We start from the raw sequence: 17669 nt of genomic DNA, 5'->3' as shown, positions 1-17669 counted from the left end.
TTATCGAGCTGAGCTCCCTCACATAGACCGATAAATAGCAAAAAGTTCTAGGCGAGGGCCCGAATGATTTTGCCCACGAACCCAGTGAACTCGCGCGGGCACTATTCTGGAACGTTGGGGCTTTCTTTCGAGGAGGTGTGCCATGCGTACGTTCACAGGGTGTTGCCTGGGGTTGATGCTGCTCGTAGGGCCCGTCAGCGCCCAGAGCGTCGTGCCGCTCAATGGCCAGAGCAGCCAGCAGATGCAACAGGACATGGACTACTGCAATGGTGTGGCCAACAACGCGGCCAGCAGCGCCGGCACCTCGTCCGAGGCCCATGTCGGGGGCCGCGTGCGTGGCGCGGCAGCCGGGGCGGCGGTAGGGGCGGTGGGTGCCGAGGTCCGTGGCCGGCAGCACGAGGAACTCTATGACCGGGCCGGTGACGATGCCAAAGCGCAATACCGACAGAACCGCGCCGGCGAAGTGGCCGCAGCGGGGGCGGCAGTCGGTGGAATGCGCCAGCGTCAGGAGCGCCGGCAGGACCGCCGCAGCCAGAACCAAGCCCAGGACTCCGCCCACGCCAGCGCCTACAGCAGCTGCCTGCAGGGACGTGGCTATCAGGTCAGCCCTTGAGGTCGATGACGCGTCGCAGCAGGCCGTGAGGCCTTACGTTTTGACTGCCAGAAGCAGACAGCGGCAGGGGGGGCGATGCGCGTCTGTAAGCCCTGCGCGGAAAATAAAAAACTGCGACAAGCAAACGGCCATTAATCACCCATACTCAATTCCATCTTGACTGGCGGGACTCAGGCAATCGACATCGCGCGGGCGATTGCCTGGCATTCGAGCAAGGGGGAGGGAAATGCCTCATGACGGCAGCCTGTTGCAGGCGACGGTAGTCTTTCTGTTGGCTGTGGTGCTTCTGGTTCCTCTGCTCCAGCGCCTGAAGTTGGGCGCCGTACCTGGTTATCTGCTCGCAGGTATCGTGATCGGCCCTTCGGTGTTGGGGTTGATCGACAATCCCCACAACGTCGCACGGCTCTCGGAGATGGGCGTGGTGATGCTGTTGTTCATCATCGGCCTTGAATTGTCGCCGCGTAAATTGTGGACGATGCGCAAGTCGCTGTTCGGCGTCGGCTCGTTGCAGGTGGGTTTCACCGCGGTGGCACTGGGAGGGCTCGCCTTTGTGTTGTTCGACCAGTCGCCTGCCGCGGCGGTGGTACTCGGCGTGGGCCTTGCATTGTCGTCCACCGCGTTCGGCCTGCAGGTACTGGCAGAGCGCAAGGACCTGAACAAACCACATGGGCGCTTGGCCGTGGGCATCCTGTTGTTCCAGGACATCGCCGCCATCCCCTTGATCGCCGTGGTGCCGTTGCTGGCCGGTGGCGTGACGACCACGGCCGAGGGCACCCGGCCATTGCTGGCGGTGGCGATTGGTATCGGCATCGTGATCATCGGAGGGCGTTACCTGCTGCGGCCGGTGTTTCTCTGGGTGGCCAAGTCGGGGCTGCACGAGCTTTCCACCGCCACGGCGCTGCTGGTGGTGTTGGGGACGGCCTGGGTGATGGAGCACGTGGGCGTATCGATGGCGCTGGGTGCATTTTTGGCCGGTGTGCTGATGGCTGAGTCTCCCTTTCGTCACGAGCTCGAGTCCCAGATCGAGCCGCTCAAGGGGCTACTGCTGGGGCTGTTCTTCGTCGGTGTCGGCATGACCGCCGACCTGCGATTGCTGCTGGGGTTCCCCCTGCAAGTGCTGGGGCTGACCCTGTTGCTGGTGGGCATCAAGCTGCCTGTGCTGTTTGGCCTGGGACGTTGGGCCGGCGGGCTGAGCCGTGCCCAGGCGCTGTGCCTGGCGGTGGTGCTGGCGTCGGGGGGCGAGTTCGCCTTCGTGGTGTTCAAGCTGGCGCTGGATCATCAATTGCTGGCGCAACAGGTGCACGACCTGCTGGTGCTGGCCATCACCTTGTCGATGGCGGTGGTGCCGCTGGTGATGATGGCGCTGGCGCGTCAGCTGCGTGAAGAGCGGCCGGTATTGGAGGCCCCGGACACGCTGCCGGCAGTGGATGAAGCGCCGCAGGTGGTGGTGGCCGGCATGGGCCGCATGGGGCGCGCCATCGCCAGGATGCTGCACGCCGAAGGTGTACGCCTGGTTGCCCTGGATACCTCGGTCGAAACCTTCGGACGCCAAGCCGACAAACAAGGCCCGCCGGTGTTCTATGGCGACCCGTCGCGCTCGCAGATCCTGCGTGCGGCCAAGGTCGGCGAGGCCGAACTGGTGATCGTCGCCACCGACGATCCGCAGGTCAATCTCAAGACCGTGGACCTGCTCGCCCAGCAGTACCCGCACACCCCAGTCATCGCCTCCGTGCGCGACCATCAGGATGTCCTGCGCCTGCTCGAGCTGGGCGCGAGCCCGGTCCGCGAGACCTTCCACTCCAGCCTTGAAATGGCGCGTCGCGCCTTCATCGCCCTGGGCCAGGACGAAGCCCAGGCCGCTGCCTGGGTGCGGCGCTACCAGCATCAGGAGCAGCGATGGCTGCTGGAGCTGTACCAACGACGCGCGTCCAGTGAAAGGCTCGAGGACGATGACGGTTCGGCAGACGACCACCGACCGCAGGATTGACGACCAACATCGCGCCGATCGGCGCACCGACTGTTCGACCCGCCCACGGCGGCCCGGAGGTGATTCATGCAGCCGAGTTTCAAGCTGGACAGCGCCCTGTCGCGGGGATTGCTGGATGTGCTCATCAAGGCGGGGTTGGTGGCAGGCTTGGTGATTTTCGCCTTCCAGGTGTTCCAGCCATTTCTCGAACTGATGCTCTGGGCAGTGATTCTGGCGGTCACGCTGTACCCGTTGCAGCAACGGATCAAGCGTGCCAGCGGCTTGAAGGACGGCCATGCGGCGACACTGGTGGTGTTGTTGGTCTTGCTGGTGCTCCTGGTGCCGATTTACCTGGTAGTGGTGTCCCTCGGCGAGTCGGTCGAGAGTCTGGTGACACTGCTCAAGAGCGGCGCCTGGAGCGTGCCGGCGCCGCCAGAGTCGGTCGCCACTTGGCCGCTGGTGGGGCCACGGGTGTATGCCCTCTGGCTGTCGGCGTCCGAGAGCCTGAGCGGGGTGCTGAACAACCTGATGCCGTACCTCAAGGATGCCGGCCGGTTGCTGCTCGGGGCCATCGCCAGTGCGGGCGGCGCGTTCTTGCTGTTTATTGCGGCGATCATCATCTCAGGGGTGATCATGGCCTTTGGCGAGCGCGGTGAATGGGCGGCGCAACGCATCGCCATGCGGGTCTCAGGCGAAGCTCAGGGCAAGCCCATCGCCAAGCTGTGCACCGCCACCATCCGCGCGGTGGCCCAGGGCGTGATCGGCATCGCGTTCATCCAGATGCTGCTGATCGGCGTCGGCTTCGTGATCAAGGGGGTGCCAGGAGCAGGCATCCTGGCCATCGCCATCCTCATGCTGGGCATTGCCCAGGCGCCTGCGACGCTGATCACGCTGCCGGTGATCGCCTACGTCTTCAGCACCGAAGGTTTCACGGTCGGCACCATCGTGTTCGCCATCTACACCTTCGTCGCCGGCCTTGCCGACAACGTGCTCAAGCCCTTGTTGCTGGGGCGTGGCGTGGACGTGCCGATGCCGGTGGTGCTGATCGGTGCGCTGGGCGGCATGGTGGTCAAGGGCATCATTGGCCTGTTCATCGGCCCGGTGATCCTGGCCGTGACCTACAACCTGTTCTGGCAGTGGGTCGCGCAGCAAGTGCCCGAAACGCCCGTCGACAAGACGTATTGAACCAGGGCTTGCCATGGTCAAACGTGTCTTTTGCTGTGCATTGAGCCTGGCCGCCTTGGGCGGTTGCACCCAGGTCGGCCCGGATTTCAAACCCGTGCCGACACCCTGGCTGGACACCTGGAATACCCCCTTGCTGGACCAGGCCACCCACCCGGCGGCATCGCCGGACCTACGCCAGTGGTGGGCGGTGTTCGCCGACCCGACGCTCGATGCGCTGATCGCCGAAGCCGATGCACATAACACCGACCTGCGCGTGGCCGGCCTGCGCATCGCCGAGGCGCGCGCGCAGCTGGCCATCGCCCAGACCGGGCGCTACCCCCAGGTACAGCAGCTGCGCGGCGAGAGCCTTTACCTCAAGCAGGACCAGTCCGGTACCCCCACGGCCCGGGACTCGGTGTTCTGGCAATCCAGCCTGGGCTTCGACATCGCCTGGGAGGTGGACTTCTGGGGGCGCTTCAGCCGCGCCATCGAGTCGGCCGATGCGTTGTATTTTGCCTCCGAGGCCAACTACGCCGATGCCATGGTGCTGTTGCGGGCGCAGGTGGCCGATACCTATTTCAGCCTGCGCACCGTCGAGGCCCGCCTGGACATCGCCCACGAGAACGCCCAGCGCCAGGCGCGCAGCCTGCAGATCACCGAACGGCTGTTCCGCCATGGCGAGAACGACGAACTCGACTGGCAGCAAGCCCGCACCCAGTTTCTGGCCACCCAGGCCAGCATTCCGGAGCTGGAAAACCAGCTCAACGCCCTGCGTAACGTGCTGTGTGCATTGCTGGGCCGACCACCTGGGCCATTGCCTGAATTGGCGAGCGGCCACGGGCAGTTGCCGCTGCCTGACCGGGCGATCCTGCAGGACGTGCCGGCGAGCCTGCTGCGGCGCCGCCCGGACATTCGCGCCGCTGAGCAGGCGGTGGCGGCGCAATCGGCGCTGGTGGGCGTGGCCGAGGCCGACCTGTACCCGTCGTTGAGCCTGTTGGGCAGCATTGGCTGGACGTTCGTCTCGGCCAACCACCTGCCCGACAGCTTCCAGCTCGCCGCCGGCCCCAGCCTGATCTGGAACCCGTTCGACTATGGCCGGCGCAAGAACGCCGTGCGCGTGGAAGATGCGCGCCTTCAGCAGTTGATCGAGCTGTACCAGCGCGATGTGCGCGAGGCCGCCCGCGAGGCCGACGATGCGGCCAGCGGGCTGGTGCGCTCGCTGCAAAGTGCCGAGGTTCGCCAGCAGGCCTCCCAGGCCGCACAACGCTCGTTGGACTTGGCCACGTCCCAGTACCGGGAGGGCTTTGCCGATTTCCAGCGGGTGCTCGATGCCCAGCAACTGTTGCTGCAACAGCAGGACAGCTACCTGGTGAGCCGTGGCAATGCGGTCGGCAGCCTAGTGGCCCTGTACAAAGCCCTCGGTGGAGGCTGGGATCCGCACCGCGCGCCCATCGCCCCCGACACCCGCCAACAGATGCAGCAACGCACCGACTGGGGGGATCTGCTCGACAAGCCCGCCCCAGCGCGCAACGACACAGGTGAGCCGAAATGAGCGATGCCCCAGCCCCTTCGCCGACACCCGCCAAGCCCGACCGGGGCATGCGCTGGGTCCTGCTGCTGATCGCCGTGAGCCTGCTCTGGTATGTGCTCGCCGACCGCTTTACACCCTATACCCAGCAGGCGCGGCTGCAGGCCTATGTGGTGCCGGTCAGTGCCGAGGTGGCCGGGCAGGTGAAGCGGGTGGCGGTGGGCAATAACCAGGAAGTGCGCAAGGGCGAGGTGCTGTTTGAACTGGACCAGGCGCAATACCGCATCGCCCTGGCGCGGGCCGAGGCCGAGCTCGACACGGTGCGCCGGCAGATCGGCGCCCATACCGCCGGCATCGACGCCGCCCAGGCCTCGCTGGCTGCCGCCCAGGCCAACGAGCGCAAGGCCCGCCAGGACGCCGAGCGCCTGGCACGCCTGTATCGGGAAGACCCGGGCACGGTGTCCGTGCGACGCCTGGAGGGCGCCCAGGCCAGCCGCGAGCAGGCCAGCAGCCAAGTGGCCGCAGCCCGCGCCGAAGTCGAGCGCGCCCGCGAGCAGCAGGGCGGACAAGAGGCGGACAACGCCCAGGTGCGCAGCGCGGTGGCCAACGTCGAAAAGGCTCGGTTGGACCTGGCACGCACCGCAGTGCGGGCCGACTCCGATGGATTGATCACCGACCTGCGCACCGATGTCGGCCATTATGTCGGCGCCGGCAGCCCGGTGATGACCTTGATCGCCATCCACGACCTGTGGATCAGCGCCGACATGACCGAGAACAACCTGGGCCACCTGCGCCCGGGCACCCCGGTGCTGGTGGTGCTCGATGCTTTGCCTGGCGAGCTGCTTCATGGGCGGGTGCGCAGCATCGGCTATGGCGTGAGCGTCGGCCAGAGCCCGCCGCCAGGTTCGCTGCCCCAAGTGCAGAACAGCCGCGAGTGGCTGCGTTCGGCGCAGCGCTTCCCGGTGATCGTCGAGCTGGAGCGCGATGGTCGGCTGAACGTGAGCAACCTGCGGGTCGGTGGCCAGGCCGAGATCATGGCGCTGCCAGGGGAGGGCAACCCACTCAACCTGCTGGGCCGGGTATTCATGTGGGTGATGAGCTGGTTGTCCTATGCCTATTGAACTGCGTCGCCTGCGGGCGCTGCGCCTGGCCTGGGGCACGGCATTGTGCCTGGCGGCGAGCTTCGGCCTGGACATGCCGGTGCCGATCCTGGCGCCGGTGTTCGCCGTACTGTTGCTGGCCATGCGCAGCCAGGCACTGGGGCTGCGTGCGGCGCCGGTGCTGGCGCTGATGGTGTTGCTCAGCTGTGGGAGTGGCCTGTTGCTGATTCCGCTGCTGCGCCATGCGCCGCTGAGCGGCGTCCTGCTGGTGGGTGTTGGTTTGTTCGCGGTGTTCCGCTACGCCTTGCGCGGCGGCAACGGGCTGCTGGCGAATCTGCTGGTGATCGGCTTGACCATGATCGCCGCAGCAGGGACCAGCGATTTCACCCTGGCGTTATCGGTGGTCGAGGCGCTGGCCAAGGGCATGCTGCTGGCGGTCATCGGCTGTGCGGTGGCTCATGTGCTGTTCCCCGAGCCGGCCGACGTCGTGGCTGCGCCAGTGCCGCCGCGCTTGAGCCCCGAGGAGGTGAGCTGGATCGCCCTGCGTGCGACGCTGATCGTCATGCCGGCGTTCGTGCTGGCGCTGATCGCACCGGACCGCTTCATGCCGCTGATCATGAAGGCGGTCAGCCTCGGCCAACAGGCCGACCAGACCGATGCCCGCCAGGCCGCCCGCGAACTGATTGGCTCGACGTTGCTGGCCGGGCTGCTGGCGATTGTGCTGTGGGGTGCGCTCAGCTTGTTCGTCCATCTGTGGATGTTCTTTCTGTGGGGGCTGCTGTTTGCCCTTTGGCAGGCCCGGCGGCTGTATGCGGTGATCGGCAGCCGGCATGGACCGGCGTTCTGGGTCAGTTGCCTGACGACCATGCTGATCCTGCTCGGGCAGTCGGTGCAGGACAGCGTGGCGGGCCAGGACGTGTACCGCGCGTTCGCGGTGCGCATGGCGCTGTTCCTGGCGGTTTCGCTGTATGCCAGTGCCATGCTGGTGTGGATCGACAGTCGGCGTGCGCGACGTGGTAAATCACAGGTGCAGCGCTACCCTTAACGCACAGTCATTTCAGGCGATAGGCCTTTGCGGGAGGTGCAATGCGCGTTCCAATGCTAGGCGTCATGACAGTGATGTTGTGCCTGGGCGGCACGGTAAGCCTTGCGCAGACGGCGACGACGGCGCCTGCCCCGGCTGGCGGGCCTACGCCGGCCGGTGAGCCTGCGCCGAGCGGGGGCACCGCCAAGGCGGCCGTGTTCACCCAGGAGCAGTTGGACCAGATGCTCGCGCCCATCGCGCTGTACCCCGATGCGCTGCTGGCACAGGTGCTCATGGCGACCACCTACCCGGGCGAGGTCGCCGAGGCGGTGACCTGGTCCAAGGCCAACAGCACGCTCAAGGGCGACGAGGCGGTCAAGCAGGTGGCCGGGCAGACCTGGGACCCCAGCGTGCAGGCGCTGGTGGCCTTCCCGCAGGTGCTGGTGACCTTGGGCCAAGACCCGGTCTGGGTGCAGCGTCTGGGAGATGCCTTCCTGGCCCAGCCCGACGACGTCATGAACAGCGTGCAGCGCCTGCGTCACCAAGCTCAGGCAGCCGGCAACCTGCAGAGCAACCAGTACCAGAACGTGACCGTGCAGGCCGCGCCCGCACCGTCCTCCGCCGGCGGTACCGGCCAGAGCGCAGCGGCTGGCAACACCACCATCATCATCGAGCCGGCCGACCCGCAAGTGGTCTACGTGCCCAGCTACAACCCCAACACCACCTACGGCACCTGGCAGTACCCCGCCTCTGCGCCGGTGTACTACCCACCGCCGCCGGCCTATTATGCAGGTTCAGCGCTGGTGGCGGGGTTGGCCTTCGGCACTGGCGTGGCGATCATCAATTCGCTGTGGGGCGATTGCGACTGGGACGATCACGACATCGATATCGATGTTGACCGCTACAACAACATCAACAACATCGAAAACCGCATCGACAACAGCCAGAACAAGTGGCAGCACAACGCCGTGCATCGCGATGGTGTGCCCTATCGCGATGCCAGGAGCCGCGAGCAATACGGCCGGCAACTGGACGGCGCCCGCCAGCGCGCCGCGTATCGGGGTGACGATGCCCAGCGCGCCGAGGCCCGGGAACGCGCCCGGGCTTCGATGGACCGGCACGGCATCGAACGTCCGGCCACCACCAACCGCGAGGCCCGTGAACGGGCACGCGAAGCCCAGGCTGGCCATCGCCTGCAAGGTGCGACGAACGCACCCCGGGTAGCCGACCGTCGCCAAGGCGATGGCCAGCTCCGCCAGGCCGCGCACAAGCGGCCTACGGCCTCGGCCGGGCGGGCCCGCAACAATGCCTTCGATGGCGTTCGCTCGCCGTCTCGAACCAACGTGCAGGCCAACCGTGGACGATTGAGCCAGTCGCTCGCCCAGCGGCCCAGTTCCGCGCGGGCGGCGGGACGTCCGGTGTCCAGACCGGTCAGTGCGCCGATGCGCAGGGGAGGAGGGCGGCGATGAACCTCAAGATACTTATGGGGCTATTGGCCACAGGCCTTGCCTGGTCGTGCATCGCCTCGGCCCAGCAGGCCTTCCCGACGCCGGAAACAGCCGTCGAGGCCTTCGTCCAGGCCCTGGGTGTGGAGCACCCCGACGAAGCGCGCCTTGCACAGCTGCTCGGCGAAGACTGGCGTAACTACATTCCCCGCGGGGGCGTGCAGCGCAGCGACGTGGATGCGTTCTTGCAGCAGTACCGCGAACGACACCGCATCGAGGCGGACGGTGAGCGCAAGGCGATTCTGGCGGTGGGTAACGACCAGTGGACCTTGCCGATCCCACTGGTCAAAGGCAATGGCGGCTGGCGCTTCGATCTGAAGGCCGGCAGCGCCGAGATCCGTGCGCGGCGCATTGGCCGCAATGAGCTGGCGGCCTTGCAGTCGGTGCTGGCGTATCACGACGCGCAGATGGACTACGCCACCCAGGATCGCAACGGTAACGGTGCGCTTGAGTATGCTCAGAAAATCTTCAGCAGCCCTGGCAAGCACGACGGCCTCTACTGGGCGGACGAAGGCGACGGCCAGATCAGCCCGCTGGGCCCGCTGTTCGGTCAGGACGTAGTCGGCGATGACTGGTATGGCTACCACTTTCGCATTCTCGATGGCCAGGGCCCCTCGGCACCTGGCGGCGCGTACAGCTACCTGATCGGCGACCAGATGAGCCGAGGCTTTGCGCTTATCGCCTGGCCTGCCAAGTACAACGAGACGGGGGTGATGAGCTTCATGATCAGCCATGACGGCCAGGTGTTCGACAAGGACCTGGGGCCTGGCGGTGAGAAGGTCGCCAAGGCGATGAAGCGCTTCGACCCGGACGACAGCTGGCAGGTGGTGAAGGTCGACCCCGCCGAGTGAGGGCTGGCAGAGGCGGCGCAGGCTGAGGCCTGACCCGAGCTGTGCGTCGATACTTCGGCAATTGCCGAAGTCCACTTCTTGCCTTGGCTATTTTTCCGAAGCGCCGGCGCATCTACAGTCGCAGGCGAGAAGGGGCTCTGGGCGGCCTCGGGTAAACCCGCTCCCACAGGATTCTCCGCGGACCAGGTGGGAGCGGGTTTATCCGCGAAGGGCTGCGCAGTCACCTCCAAGCGGATTGATAGCGTTCCATTGGAGCGATTTCGCTACGCCAGGCGTGAGCGTACGGCTCATGACGCCTGCACCGCATCGATCGGCGCGCAACGCGCTTTTCCTGGAGCGACTTCATTACATGCCGAATGCGACAGGGTCGCCTGGAATGGGCGTTCCAGAGGCTTTTTGCCTGGCACAGACCTTGCTCCAGGGGTTGTGTCCAGCCGGGCAATGCAGTGGGTACCTGGCTGAGGCGTTTGAACTTGTGACGTTATAAAAATAATTCGACTTACAAGGTGAAAACGATGAACAACTCGCCGCTGGGTGTCAGCCCGCCTGACCAACAAGCGCACGAACTGCAACGCAACCTCTCCAACCGTCATATCCAACTGATCGCCATCGGCGGTGCCATCGGCACGGGCCTGTTCATGGGCTCGGGCAAGACCATCAGCCTGGCCGGGCCGTCGATCATCTTCGTCTACATGATCATCGGCTTCATGCTGTTCTTCGTCATGCGGGCGATGGGCGAGCTGCTGTTATCGAACTTGAAGTACAAGTCGTTCATCGACTTCGCCCACGACCTACTCGGTCCTTGGGCCGGGTACTTCACCGGGTGGACGTATTGGTTCTGCTGGATCGTGACCGGTATCGCCGACGTCATTGCCATCTCCGCCTATTCGCAGTTCTGGTTCCCGGATATTCCGCAGTGGGCGCCGGCGCTGGGCTGCGTGGGGCTGTTGCTGTCGCTTAACCTGATGACGGTGAAGATGTTCGGCGAGCTGGAGTTCTGGTTCGCCATGATCAAGGTCGTGGCGATCTGCGCCTTGGTCTGCACGGGCTTCTATATGGTCGCCACCGCTTACCCGTCCTCCACCGGCAGTGTGGCGTCGCTGGCCAACCTGTGGAATGACGAGGGGATGTTCCCCCATGGTGTGATGGGTTTCTTCGCCGGCTTCCAGATCGCCGTGTTCGCCTTCGTCGGCATCGAGCTGGTCGGCACCACCGCAGCGGAAACCAAGAACCCCGAGCGCAACCTGCCGCGGGCGATCAACTCGATCCCGCTGCGGATCATCGTCTTCTATGTGCTGGCCTTGATCGCCATCATGGCCGTGACCCCCTGGCGTGATGTGGTGCCGAGCAAGAGTCCGTTCGTCGAGCTGTTCGTCCTGGCCGGCCTGCCGGCGGCGGCGGGGATCATCAACTTCGTGGTGCTGACCTCGGCGGCTTCCTCGGCCAACAGCGGCGTGTTCTCCACCAGTCGCATGCTCTACGGCCTGGCGGTGGACGGTGATGCGCCTGGCAAGTTCAGCGCACTGTCCAAGCGGGCGGTGCCATCCAATGGCTTGATCTTCTCCTGCACCTGCCTGCTGGGCGGGGCGCTGCTGATCTACCTGGTGCCGAACATGCTCGAAGCGTTCACCTTGATCACCACGGTGTCGGCGATCCTGTTCATGTGCGTGTGGTCGGTGATCCTGCTGTCCTACCTGGCCTACCGCAAGAAGCGTGTCGACCTGCACCGCGCCTCGATCTACAAGATGCCCGGCGGCACCCGCATGGCCTGGGCGTGCCTGGTGTTCTTCGCCTTCATCACTGCCTTGCTGGCCCTGGAGGATGACACCCGCCAGGCGCTGTACTTCGTGCCGGTGTGGTTCGTGGTGATGGGCGTGTCCTATCGCTCGAACCGCCGCAAGAAGGCCGAGGCTGTGCAGCTTTCCTACGAAGTGGACTGAGCCTCGGCGTCACTTCGGTCATCCCAAGGGGGCGGCATTGGCGTGCGGTCCCCTTGTTGTCTTTTCAAGAAAAGGGACCCGCGATGCGCATTCACGTGACCTTCATCGACCGCGTCGGCATCACCCAGGAGATCCTCGCCCTGCTGGGCTCACGCAACCTCAACCTAGACGCGGTGGAAATGATCCCGCCCAATGTCTACATCGATGCACCGGCGCTGTCCCAGGCCGTGCTGGATGAACTGCACGATGCCTTGCTGCGGGTGATGGGCGTTCAGGCGGTGGAGCTGGTGGACTTTCTGCCCGGCCAGCGCCGACGCCTGCAACTGGAGGCATTGCTGGCCGCCATGAGCGATCCGGTGCTCGCGGTGGACCCCAATGGCCATGTGCTGCTGGCCACGCCCACGTTGGTGAGGCTGCTGGGGCGCGAGCCTGCCGGGGAGCCGTTGTCGAACCTGTTCACCGAGCCGCGCCTGGCGCAGAACCTGATCGACAAGGGCTTTCGCCTGCCCATGTGCGAGGTGAGCTTTCAGGGCCAGGCGTTGTTGCTGGAGGCTACGCCCATCAGCGGTGGTGCCGATGCGTTGGTCGGTGGTTTGCTCACGCTGTATCCGCCCAGTCGTATCGGCGAACGTCTGGCCTCGTTGCTGCACGACCCCGGCGAGGGGCTGGACGCCCTGTTAGGTGAGTCGCCGGCGCTCAAGTACCTCAAGACCCGCTTGCACAAGGTTGCCAGCCTGGATGCGCCGATTCTGATCCAGGGCGAAACCGGTACCGGCAAGGAGCTGGTGGCGCGCGCCTGCCATGCCCTGAGCAACCGCCGTGAGGCGTCCTTCCTGGCCTTGAACTGCGCAGCCTTGCCCGAGAGCCTGGCCGAAAGCGAGCTGTTCGGATACTCCGCAGGTGCCTTCACCGGCGCCCAGCGTGGGGGCAAGCCCGGCCTGCTGGAGCTGGCCGATGGCGGTACCGTGTTTCTCGATGAAGTGGGCGAGATGTCGCCCTATCTGCAGGCCAAGCTGCTGCGTTTTCTCAATGACGGCAGCTTCCGTCGCGTCGGGGGTGGGGGCGAGGTGCGGGTGAATGTCCGCGTGCTGTGCGCCACCCACCGCAACCTGGAAAGCATGGTGGTCGAAGGCGGTTTTCGCGAAGACCTCTATTACCGGCTCAACGTGCTCAACCTGGTGGTGCCGCCACTGCGCGAGCGTGGCACCGACATCCTGCTGCTGGCCGAGCACTTTTTGCACCAGGCCTGTGCCCAGATCCAGCGTTCCCCGTGTCGGCTGGCGTTGACCACCCATCCGCTGCTGTTGGGCAATCGTTGGTCCGGCAACATCCGCCAGTTGCAGAACGTGATCTTCCGCGCTGCGGCGATCAGTGAAGGGGAGGTGATCGACTGCGATGATCTGGAGCTGGCCGGGACAGCGCTGAGCAGCCAGCAAAGCGATGTGATGGAGGTCACCAGCCTGGAAGCTGCGGTGCAAGGCTTCGAGAAATCGCTGCTGGAGAAGTTCTACGCCGTCTATCCCTCCACCCGCCAGCTGGCGGCGCGTTTGCAGACCTCGCACACGGCGGTGGGGCAGCGTCTGCGCAAGTACGGTATTTCCAATCGCGTGTCGTGAAACGGCCGGTTCGATTTCGCTCCATTGGAGCGTATTTGCTCCGCACATCCGTACGCCGTGCTTTACAAGGGATGGGCCCAGACGCGCTAGTGCAGGCCCTGGTCCCTGGAGCGATTACGCTCCAGGGGAGATGCCGCAGAAAACGCATAAAATAAAAGTAACTGATTGAAATTAAAGGTTTTTATCGAGTTGGCATCCCCCTTGCTCTTGTAGCGGTAGGTCCTGCATCCAGGGCCCATCCAACAATAAGAGGAAGATCCATGAGCACGTTGCGTTTTACCCCTGAACACGAATGGCTGCGCCTGGAAGCGACCGGTGAGCTGACCGTTGGCATCACCGCCTATGCCCAACAGGCCCTGGGCGATGTGGTGTTCGTGCAGTTGCCGGAGCCGGGCGAGTACGGCGAGGGGAATGAAGTCGCGGTGCTGGAGTCGGTCAAGGCCGCCAGCAACATCACCATGCCGCTCAACGGCCAGGTGGTGGCGGTCAACCAGGCATTGGCCGCCGACCCTGAGCTGGTCAATGCCTCGCCCATGGAAGACGGCTGGTTCTTCCGCATCCAGGCGGACAACCTGGCGGACCTCGACACCTTGATGGACCAGGACGGCTACGACCGCTTCCTGGCCGACAACGGCTGAGCCTGGAGGGCGCCATGAGTACAGCACCGATTGCCCTGGGCACGAACAACAGCTTCATTGCCCGTCACATCGGCCCGAGCGAGGCCGACATCGAGGCCATGCTGGCGCTGACCGGCCATGGCTCGCTCGAGGCCCTGATCGACAGCGTCATCCCCAACAGCATCAAGGGCACCAGTGTGCTCGAGCTGACCCCGGGGCAGGGTGAAAGCGAAGCCTTGGCCGCGATCAAGGCCATCGCCGCGAAGAACCAGCTGTTTCGCAACCACATCGGCCAGGGCTACTACCCGTGCCATACCCCGGCGCCCATCCTGCGCAACCTGCTGGAGAATCCGGCCTGGTACACCGCCTACACCCCATACCAGCCGGAAATCTCCCAGGGCCGTCTGGAAGCACTGCTGAACTTCCAGACCCTGATCGTCGATCTGACCGGCATGGAGATCGCCAACGCGTCCCTGCTCGATGAGGCCACCGCCGCTGCCGAGGCCATGACCTTCTGCAAGCGCCTGGCCACGAACAAGGCCCCGGCGTTCTTCGTTTCCAACGCCTGCCACCGGCAGACCCTCGACGTGGTGCGCACCCGCGCCGAGCCGCTGGGCATCGAAGTGGTGGTGGGGGATGAAACACACCTGCAAGGGCAAAACCTGGAGGGCTACTTCGGCCTGCTCTTGCAATACCCGGCCAGCACGGGAGCCATCGGCGATCACCGTGCCCTGGTGGCGCGCGCCCATGCGGCAGGCGCCCTGGTGGCGGTGGCGACCGACCTGCTGGCCCTGACCTTGCTCACGCCACCGGGCGAGTTTGGCGCCGACGTGGTGTTCGGCAGTGCCCAACGCTTCGGCGTGCCCCTGGGCTTCGGTGGGCCGCACGCGGCGTTCTTCGCCACCCGCGATGCCTTCAAGCGCGACATGCCGGGCCGCCTGGTGGGGTTGTCCATCGACCGCTTCGGCAAGCCGGCCCTGCGCCTGGCCATGCAGACCCGCGAGCAACACATCCGCCGCGAGAAGGCCACCAGCAACATCTGCACCGCGCAGGTCCTGTTGGCCAACATCGCCAGCATGTATGCGGTCTACCACGGCCCGGAAGGCCTGACGCAGATCGCACGCCGCGTGCACCGCCTGACCTCGATCCTGGCGCAGGGCCTGCGCCAGCTCGGGCATTCGGTGGAGCAGTCGCACTTCTTCGACACCGTCAGCGTGGTGACCGCGCGCCCCGTGGGCGAGGTCCTGGCGGCCGCCAATGCCCAGCGCCTGAATTTGCGTCCGATCGATTCGGCGCGTGTGGGGCTGTCGCTGGATGAAACCTGCGAGCAACAGAGCGTCGAGGCCCTGTGGCAGGTGTTCGCGGCGCCGGGCCAGGCCCTGCCGGACTTCGCCGCGCTGGCGGCCAGCGGTGTGGATTGCCTGCCGACGCCATTGCTGCGCCAGAGTGCGTTCCTGCAGCACGAGGTGTTCAACCGTTACCACTGCGAAACCGAGCTGATGCGTTACCTGCGTCGCCTGGCCGACAAGGACCTGGCCCTGGACCGCAGCATGATCGCGCTGGGCTCGTGCACCATGAAGCTCAACGCCGCCAGCGAGATGATGCCGATCACCTGGCCGGAGTTTGGCGCGCTGCATCCGTTCGCCCCGGCCGAACAGGCCCAGGGCTACCGGCAACTGACCGACGAACTGGAAGCGATGCTCTGCGCGGCGACCGGTTATGACGCCATGTCGTTGCAGCCCAACGCTGGCTCCCAAGGCGAGTACGCAGGCCTGTTGGCGATCCGCGCCTACCATGCCAGCCGTGGCGAATCCGGGCGCGACGTGTGCCTGATCCCGTCCTCGGCCCATGGCACCAACCCGGCCACGGCGCAGATGGCTGGCATGCGCGTGGTGGTGGTCAACTGCGATGCGCGAGGTAACGTCGATGTGGCCGACCTGCAGAGCAAGGCCGAACAGCACAAGGAGCACCTGGCTGCGCTGATGATCACCTATCCCTCGACCCATGGCGTGTTCGAGGATGGCATCACCCGCATCTGCGAAATCATCCATGCGCACGGTGGCCAGGTGTACCTGGACGGCGCCAACATGAACGCCATGGTCGGGCTGTGCGCGCCGGGCAAGTTCGGCGGCGACGTCTCGCACCTGAACCTGCACAAGACCTTCTGCATTCCCCATGGTGGTGGCGGCCCAGGTGTCGGCCCGATCGGCGTCAAGGCGCACCTGGCGCCGTTCCTGCCGGGCCACGGGCACATGGCGCGCAAGGACGGCGCAGTCAGCGCCGCGCCTTATGGCAGCGCCAGCATCCTGCCGATCACCTGGATGTACATCCGCATGATGGGTGGGGAAGGGCTCAAGCGCGCCTCGCAGGTCGCGATCCTCAGCGCCAACTACATCGCCCGACGCCTGGAGGAGCACTACCCGGTGCTCTATACCGGCGAGAACGGCCTGGTGGCCCACGAATGCATCCTCGACCTGCGCCCGCTCAAGGACAGCAGCGGCATCAGCGTCGAGGACGTGGCCAAGCGCCTGATCGACTTCGGCTTCCATGCCCCGACCATGTCCTTCCCGGTGGCCGGGACTTTGATGGTCGAGCCGACCGAGAGCGAGTCCAAGGACGAGCTGGACCGCTTCTGCGAGGCGATGATCCGTATCCGCGAAGAGATCCGTGCGGTCGAGAACGGCACCCTGGACACGCACGACAACCCACTCAAGAACGCCCCGCACACGGCGGCGGAGCTGGCCGGCGAGTGGGGCCATGGCTATAGCCGGGAACTGGCGGTGTACCCGCAGGATTCGCTGCGCGACAACAAGTACTGGCCGCCGGTAGGGCGCGTGGACAACGTCTATGGCGACCGCAACCTGGCCTGCGCCTGTCCACCGATGTCGATCTACCAGGACGCCTGATCGTCAGGGCTGCGCTCGCGCCCTGTGGCAGTGGGAGCACCTGCGAATGCGAGGTTGGTCTGTTGGCCGCCTTCGCGGGTAAACCCGCTCCCACAGGGGCTGCGCTGCCAGCAAGTACACAGGAGCTGGGCCACAAGGCCCGATGTTCAAGCGGCAGTGGGCGCGGGTTTACCCGCGAACACCGGCACCGCCGGTGCCGTCCGCCCTCGCAGGATTTGCCTTCAACCAGAACAACAAGGAAACACGCACATGTTCCATAAAAGCCTGACACTGTCCGATTTCGACCCTGCGCTGTTCGAGGCCATCGCCCGCGAGGCCAAACGCCAGGAAGATCACATCGAGCTGATCGCCTCGGAGAACTACACCAGCCCGCAGGTGATGCAGGCTCAAGGCACCGAGCTGACCAACAAGTACGCCGAAGGCTATCCGGGCAAGCGCTATTACGGCGGTTGCGAGCATGTGGATGTGGTCGAGCAACTGGCCATCGACCGGGCCAAGGCGCTGTTCGGCGCAGGCTATGCCAACGTCCAGCCGCACTCCGGTTCCCAGGCCAACGCGGCTGTCTACCTGGCCCTGTTGCAGCCTGGCGACACCCTGCTGGGCATGAGCCTGGCCCATGGCGGGCACCTGACCCACGGCGCCAAGGTGTCCTCCTCGGGCAAGCTGTACAACGCCGTGCAGTACGGCATCGATGCCAATGGCCTGATCGACTACGACGAGGTCGAGCGCCTAGCGCTCGAGCATAAGCCGAAGATGATCGTCGCTGGTTTCTCGGCCTACTCCAAGACTCTGGACTTTGCCCGTTTTCGCGCCATCGCCGACAAGGTCGGTGCCTACCT

Annotated in this window: 12 protein-coding genes and 1 pseudogene; all 13 read left to right on the top strand. The window is 65.4% G+C overall.

The window, feature by feature from the left end; genetic code table 11:
* Positions 1–142: 142 nt before the first annotated feature.
* Positions 143–613: a YMGG-like glycine zipper-containing protein gene (locus HMPREF3173_RS04020; RefSeq protein ID WP_070571639.1), complete on the top strand. Its 471-nt coding sequence runs from the start codon at positions 143–145 to the stop codon at positions 611–613.
* Positions 614–839: 226 nt separating this feature from the next.
* Complete coding sequence (locus HMPREF3173_RS04015; protein WP_083299921.1) at positions 840–2600, top strand: monovalent cation:proton antiporter-2 (CPA2) family protein; 1761 nt, start codon at positions 840–842, stop codon at positions 2598–2600.
* Positions 2601–2666: 66 nt separating this feature from the next.
* On the top strand, positions 2667–3764 hold the full coding sequence (locus tag HMPREF3173_RS04010) for an AI-2E family transporter (protein ID WP_070571638.1): 1098 nt from the start codon (positions 2667–2669) through the stop codon (positions 3762–3764).
* Between the two features lie 13 nt (positions 3765–3777).
* Complete coding sequence (locus tag HMPREF3173_RS04005) at positions 3778–5295, top strand: efflux transporter outer membrane subunit (RefSeq protein ID WP_070571637.1); 1518 nt, start codon at positions 3778–3780, stop codon at positions 5293–5295.
* Positions 5292–6392, top strand: coding sequence for an HlyD family secretion protein (locus HMPREF3173_RS04000; RefSeq protein ID WP_070571636.1), 1101 nt, complete (start codon positions 5292–5294; stop codon positions 6390–6392). Before HMPREF3173_RS04005 ends, HMPREF3173_RS04000 begins: the two co-directional genes overlap by 4 nt.
* A complete protein-coding gene (locus HMPREF3173_RS03995) occupies positions 6382–7416 on the top strand; it encodes a DUF2955 domain-containing protein (protein WP_070571635.1) in 1035 nt (344 codons plus the stop codon). The genes HMPREF3173_RS04000 and HMPREF3173_RS03995 overlap by 11 nt, the downstream gene beginning before the upstream one ends.
* A 41-nt stretch (positions 7417–7457) precedes the next feature.
* The gene (locus tag HMPREF3173_RS03990) at positions 7458–8864 is read left to right on the top strand and encodes a DUF3300 domain-containing protein (protein ID WP_070571634.1); all 1407 of its coding nucleotides are present in this window, start codon (positions 7458–7460) and stop codon (positions 8862–8864) included.
* Positions 8861–9751: a DUF2950 domain-containing protein gene (locus tag HMPREF3173_RS03985; protein ID WP_070571633.1), complete on the top strand. Its 891-nt coding sequence runs from the start codon at positions 8861–8863 to the stop codon at positions 9749–9751. The genes HMPREF3173_RS03990 and HMPREF3173_RS03985 overlap by 4 nt, the downstream gene beginning before the upstream one ends.
* A 515-nt stretch (positions 9752–10266) precedes the next feature.
* Positions 10267–11691 (top strand): D-serine/D-alanine/glycine transporter, encoded by a 1425-nt coding sequence (cycA, locus tag HMPREF3173_RS03980; protein WP_070571632.1) that lies wholly within the window; start codon positions 10267–10269, stop codon positions 11689–11691.
* 83 nt (positions 11692–11774) lie between these two features.
* Positions 11775–13307, top strand: a complete 1533-nt coding sequence (locus HMPREF3173_RS03975; RefSeq protein ID WP_070571631.1) for a sigma-54-dependent transcriptional regulator — start codon at positions 11775–11777, stop codon at positions 13305–13307.
* Positions 13308–13567: 260 nt separating this feature from the next.
* Entirely contained in the window at positions 13568–13945 is a 378-nt protein-coding gene (gene gcvH, locus HMPREF3173_RS03970) for a glycine cleavage system protein GcvH (RefSeq protein WP_070571630.1), read from the top strand.
* A 14-nt stretch (positions 13946–13959) separates the two neighbouring features.
* The gene (gcvP, locus tag HMPREF3173_RS03965; RefSeq protein WP_070571629.1) at positions 13960–16830 is read left to right on the top strand and encodes an aminomethyl-transferring glycine dehydrogenase; all 2871 of its coding nucleotides are present in this window, start codon (positions 13960–13962) and stop codon (positions 16828–16830) included.
* A gap of 249 nt (positions 16831–17079) precedes the next feature.
* Positions 17080–17669: pseudogene (gene glyA, locus HMPREF3173_RS24810) on the top strand (serine hydroxymethyltransferase); the annotation flags it as partial.

The sequence above is a fragment of the Pseudomonas sp. HMSC08G10 genome (genome assembly GCF_001808425.1).
Classification (GTDB): Bacteria; Pseudomonadota; Gammaproteobacteria; order Pseudomonadales; family Pseudomonadaceae; genus Aquipseudomonas; species Aquipseudomonas guariconensis.
The sequence above is the reverse complement of the archived record's forward strand: the minus strand, read 5'-3'. Positions and strand labels throughout refer to the sequence as shown.

What these genes read in the sequence shown, in the direction of transcription:
- gcvP (WP_070571629.1), top strand. Translation starts at nt 13,960, where the DNA reads ATGAGTACAGCACCGATTGCCCTGGGCACGAACAACAGCTTCATTGCC.
- HMPREF3173_RS04000 (WP_070571636.1), top strand. Translation starts at nt 5,292, where the DNA reads ATGAGCGATGCCCCAGCCCCTTCGCCGACACCCGCCAAGCCCGACCGG.
- HMPREF3173_RS03990 (WP_070571634.1), top strand. Translation starts at nt 7,458, where the DNA reads ATGCGCGTTCCAATGCTAGGCGTCATGACAGTGATGTTGTGCCTGGGC.
- gcvH (WP_070571630.1), top strand. Translation starts at nt 13,568, where the DNA reads ATGAGCACGTTGCGTTTTACCCCTGAACACGAATGGCTGCGCCTGGAA.
- HMPREF3173_RS04015 (WP_083299921.1), top strand. Translation starts at nt 840, where the DNA reads ATGCCTCATGACGGCAGCCTGTTGCAGGCGACGGTAGTCTTTCTGTTG.
- HMPREF3173_RS03975 (WP_070571631.1), top strand. Translation starts at nt 11,775, where the DNA reads ATGCGCATTCACGTGACCTTCATCGACCGCGTCGGCATCACCCAGGAG.
- HMPREF3173_RS04005 (WP_070571637.1), top strand. Translation starts at nt 3,778, where the DNA reads ATGGTCAAACGTGTCTTTTGCTGTGCATTGAGCCTGGCCGCCTTGGGC.
- HMPREF3173_RS03985 (WP_070571633.1), top strand. Translation starts at nt 8,861, where the DNA reads ATGAACCTCAAGATACTTATGGGGCTATTGGCCACAGGCCTTGCCTGG.
- HMPREF3173_RS04010 (WP_070571638.1), top strand. Translation starts at nt 2,667, where the DNA reads ATGCAGCCGAGTTTCAAGCTGGACAGCGCCCTGTCGCGGGGATTGCTG.
- HMPREF3173_RS03995 (WP_070571635.1), top strand. Translation starts at nt 6,382, where the DNA reads ATGCCTATTGAACTGCGTCGCCTGCGGGCGCTGCGCCTGGCCTGGGGC.
- HMPREF3173_RS04020 (WP_070571639.1), top strand. Translation starts at nt 143, where the DNA reads ATGCGTACGTTCACAGGGTGTTGCCTGGGGTTGATGCTGCTCGTAGGG.
- cycA (WP_070571632.1), top strand. Translation starts at nt 10,267, where the DNA reads ATGAACAACTCGCCGCTGGGTGTCAGCCCGCCTGACCAACAAGCGCAC.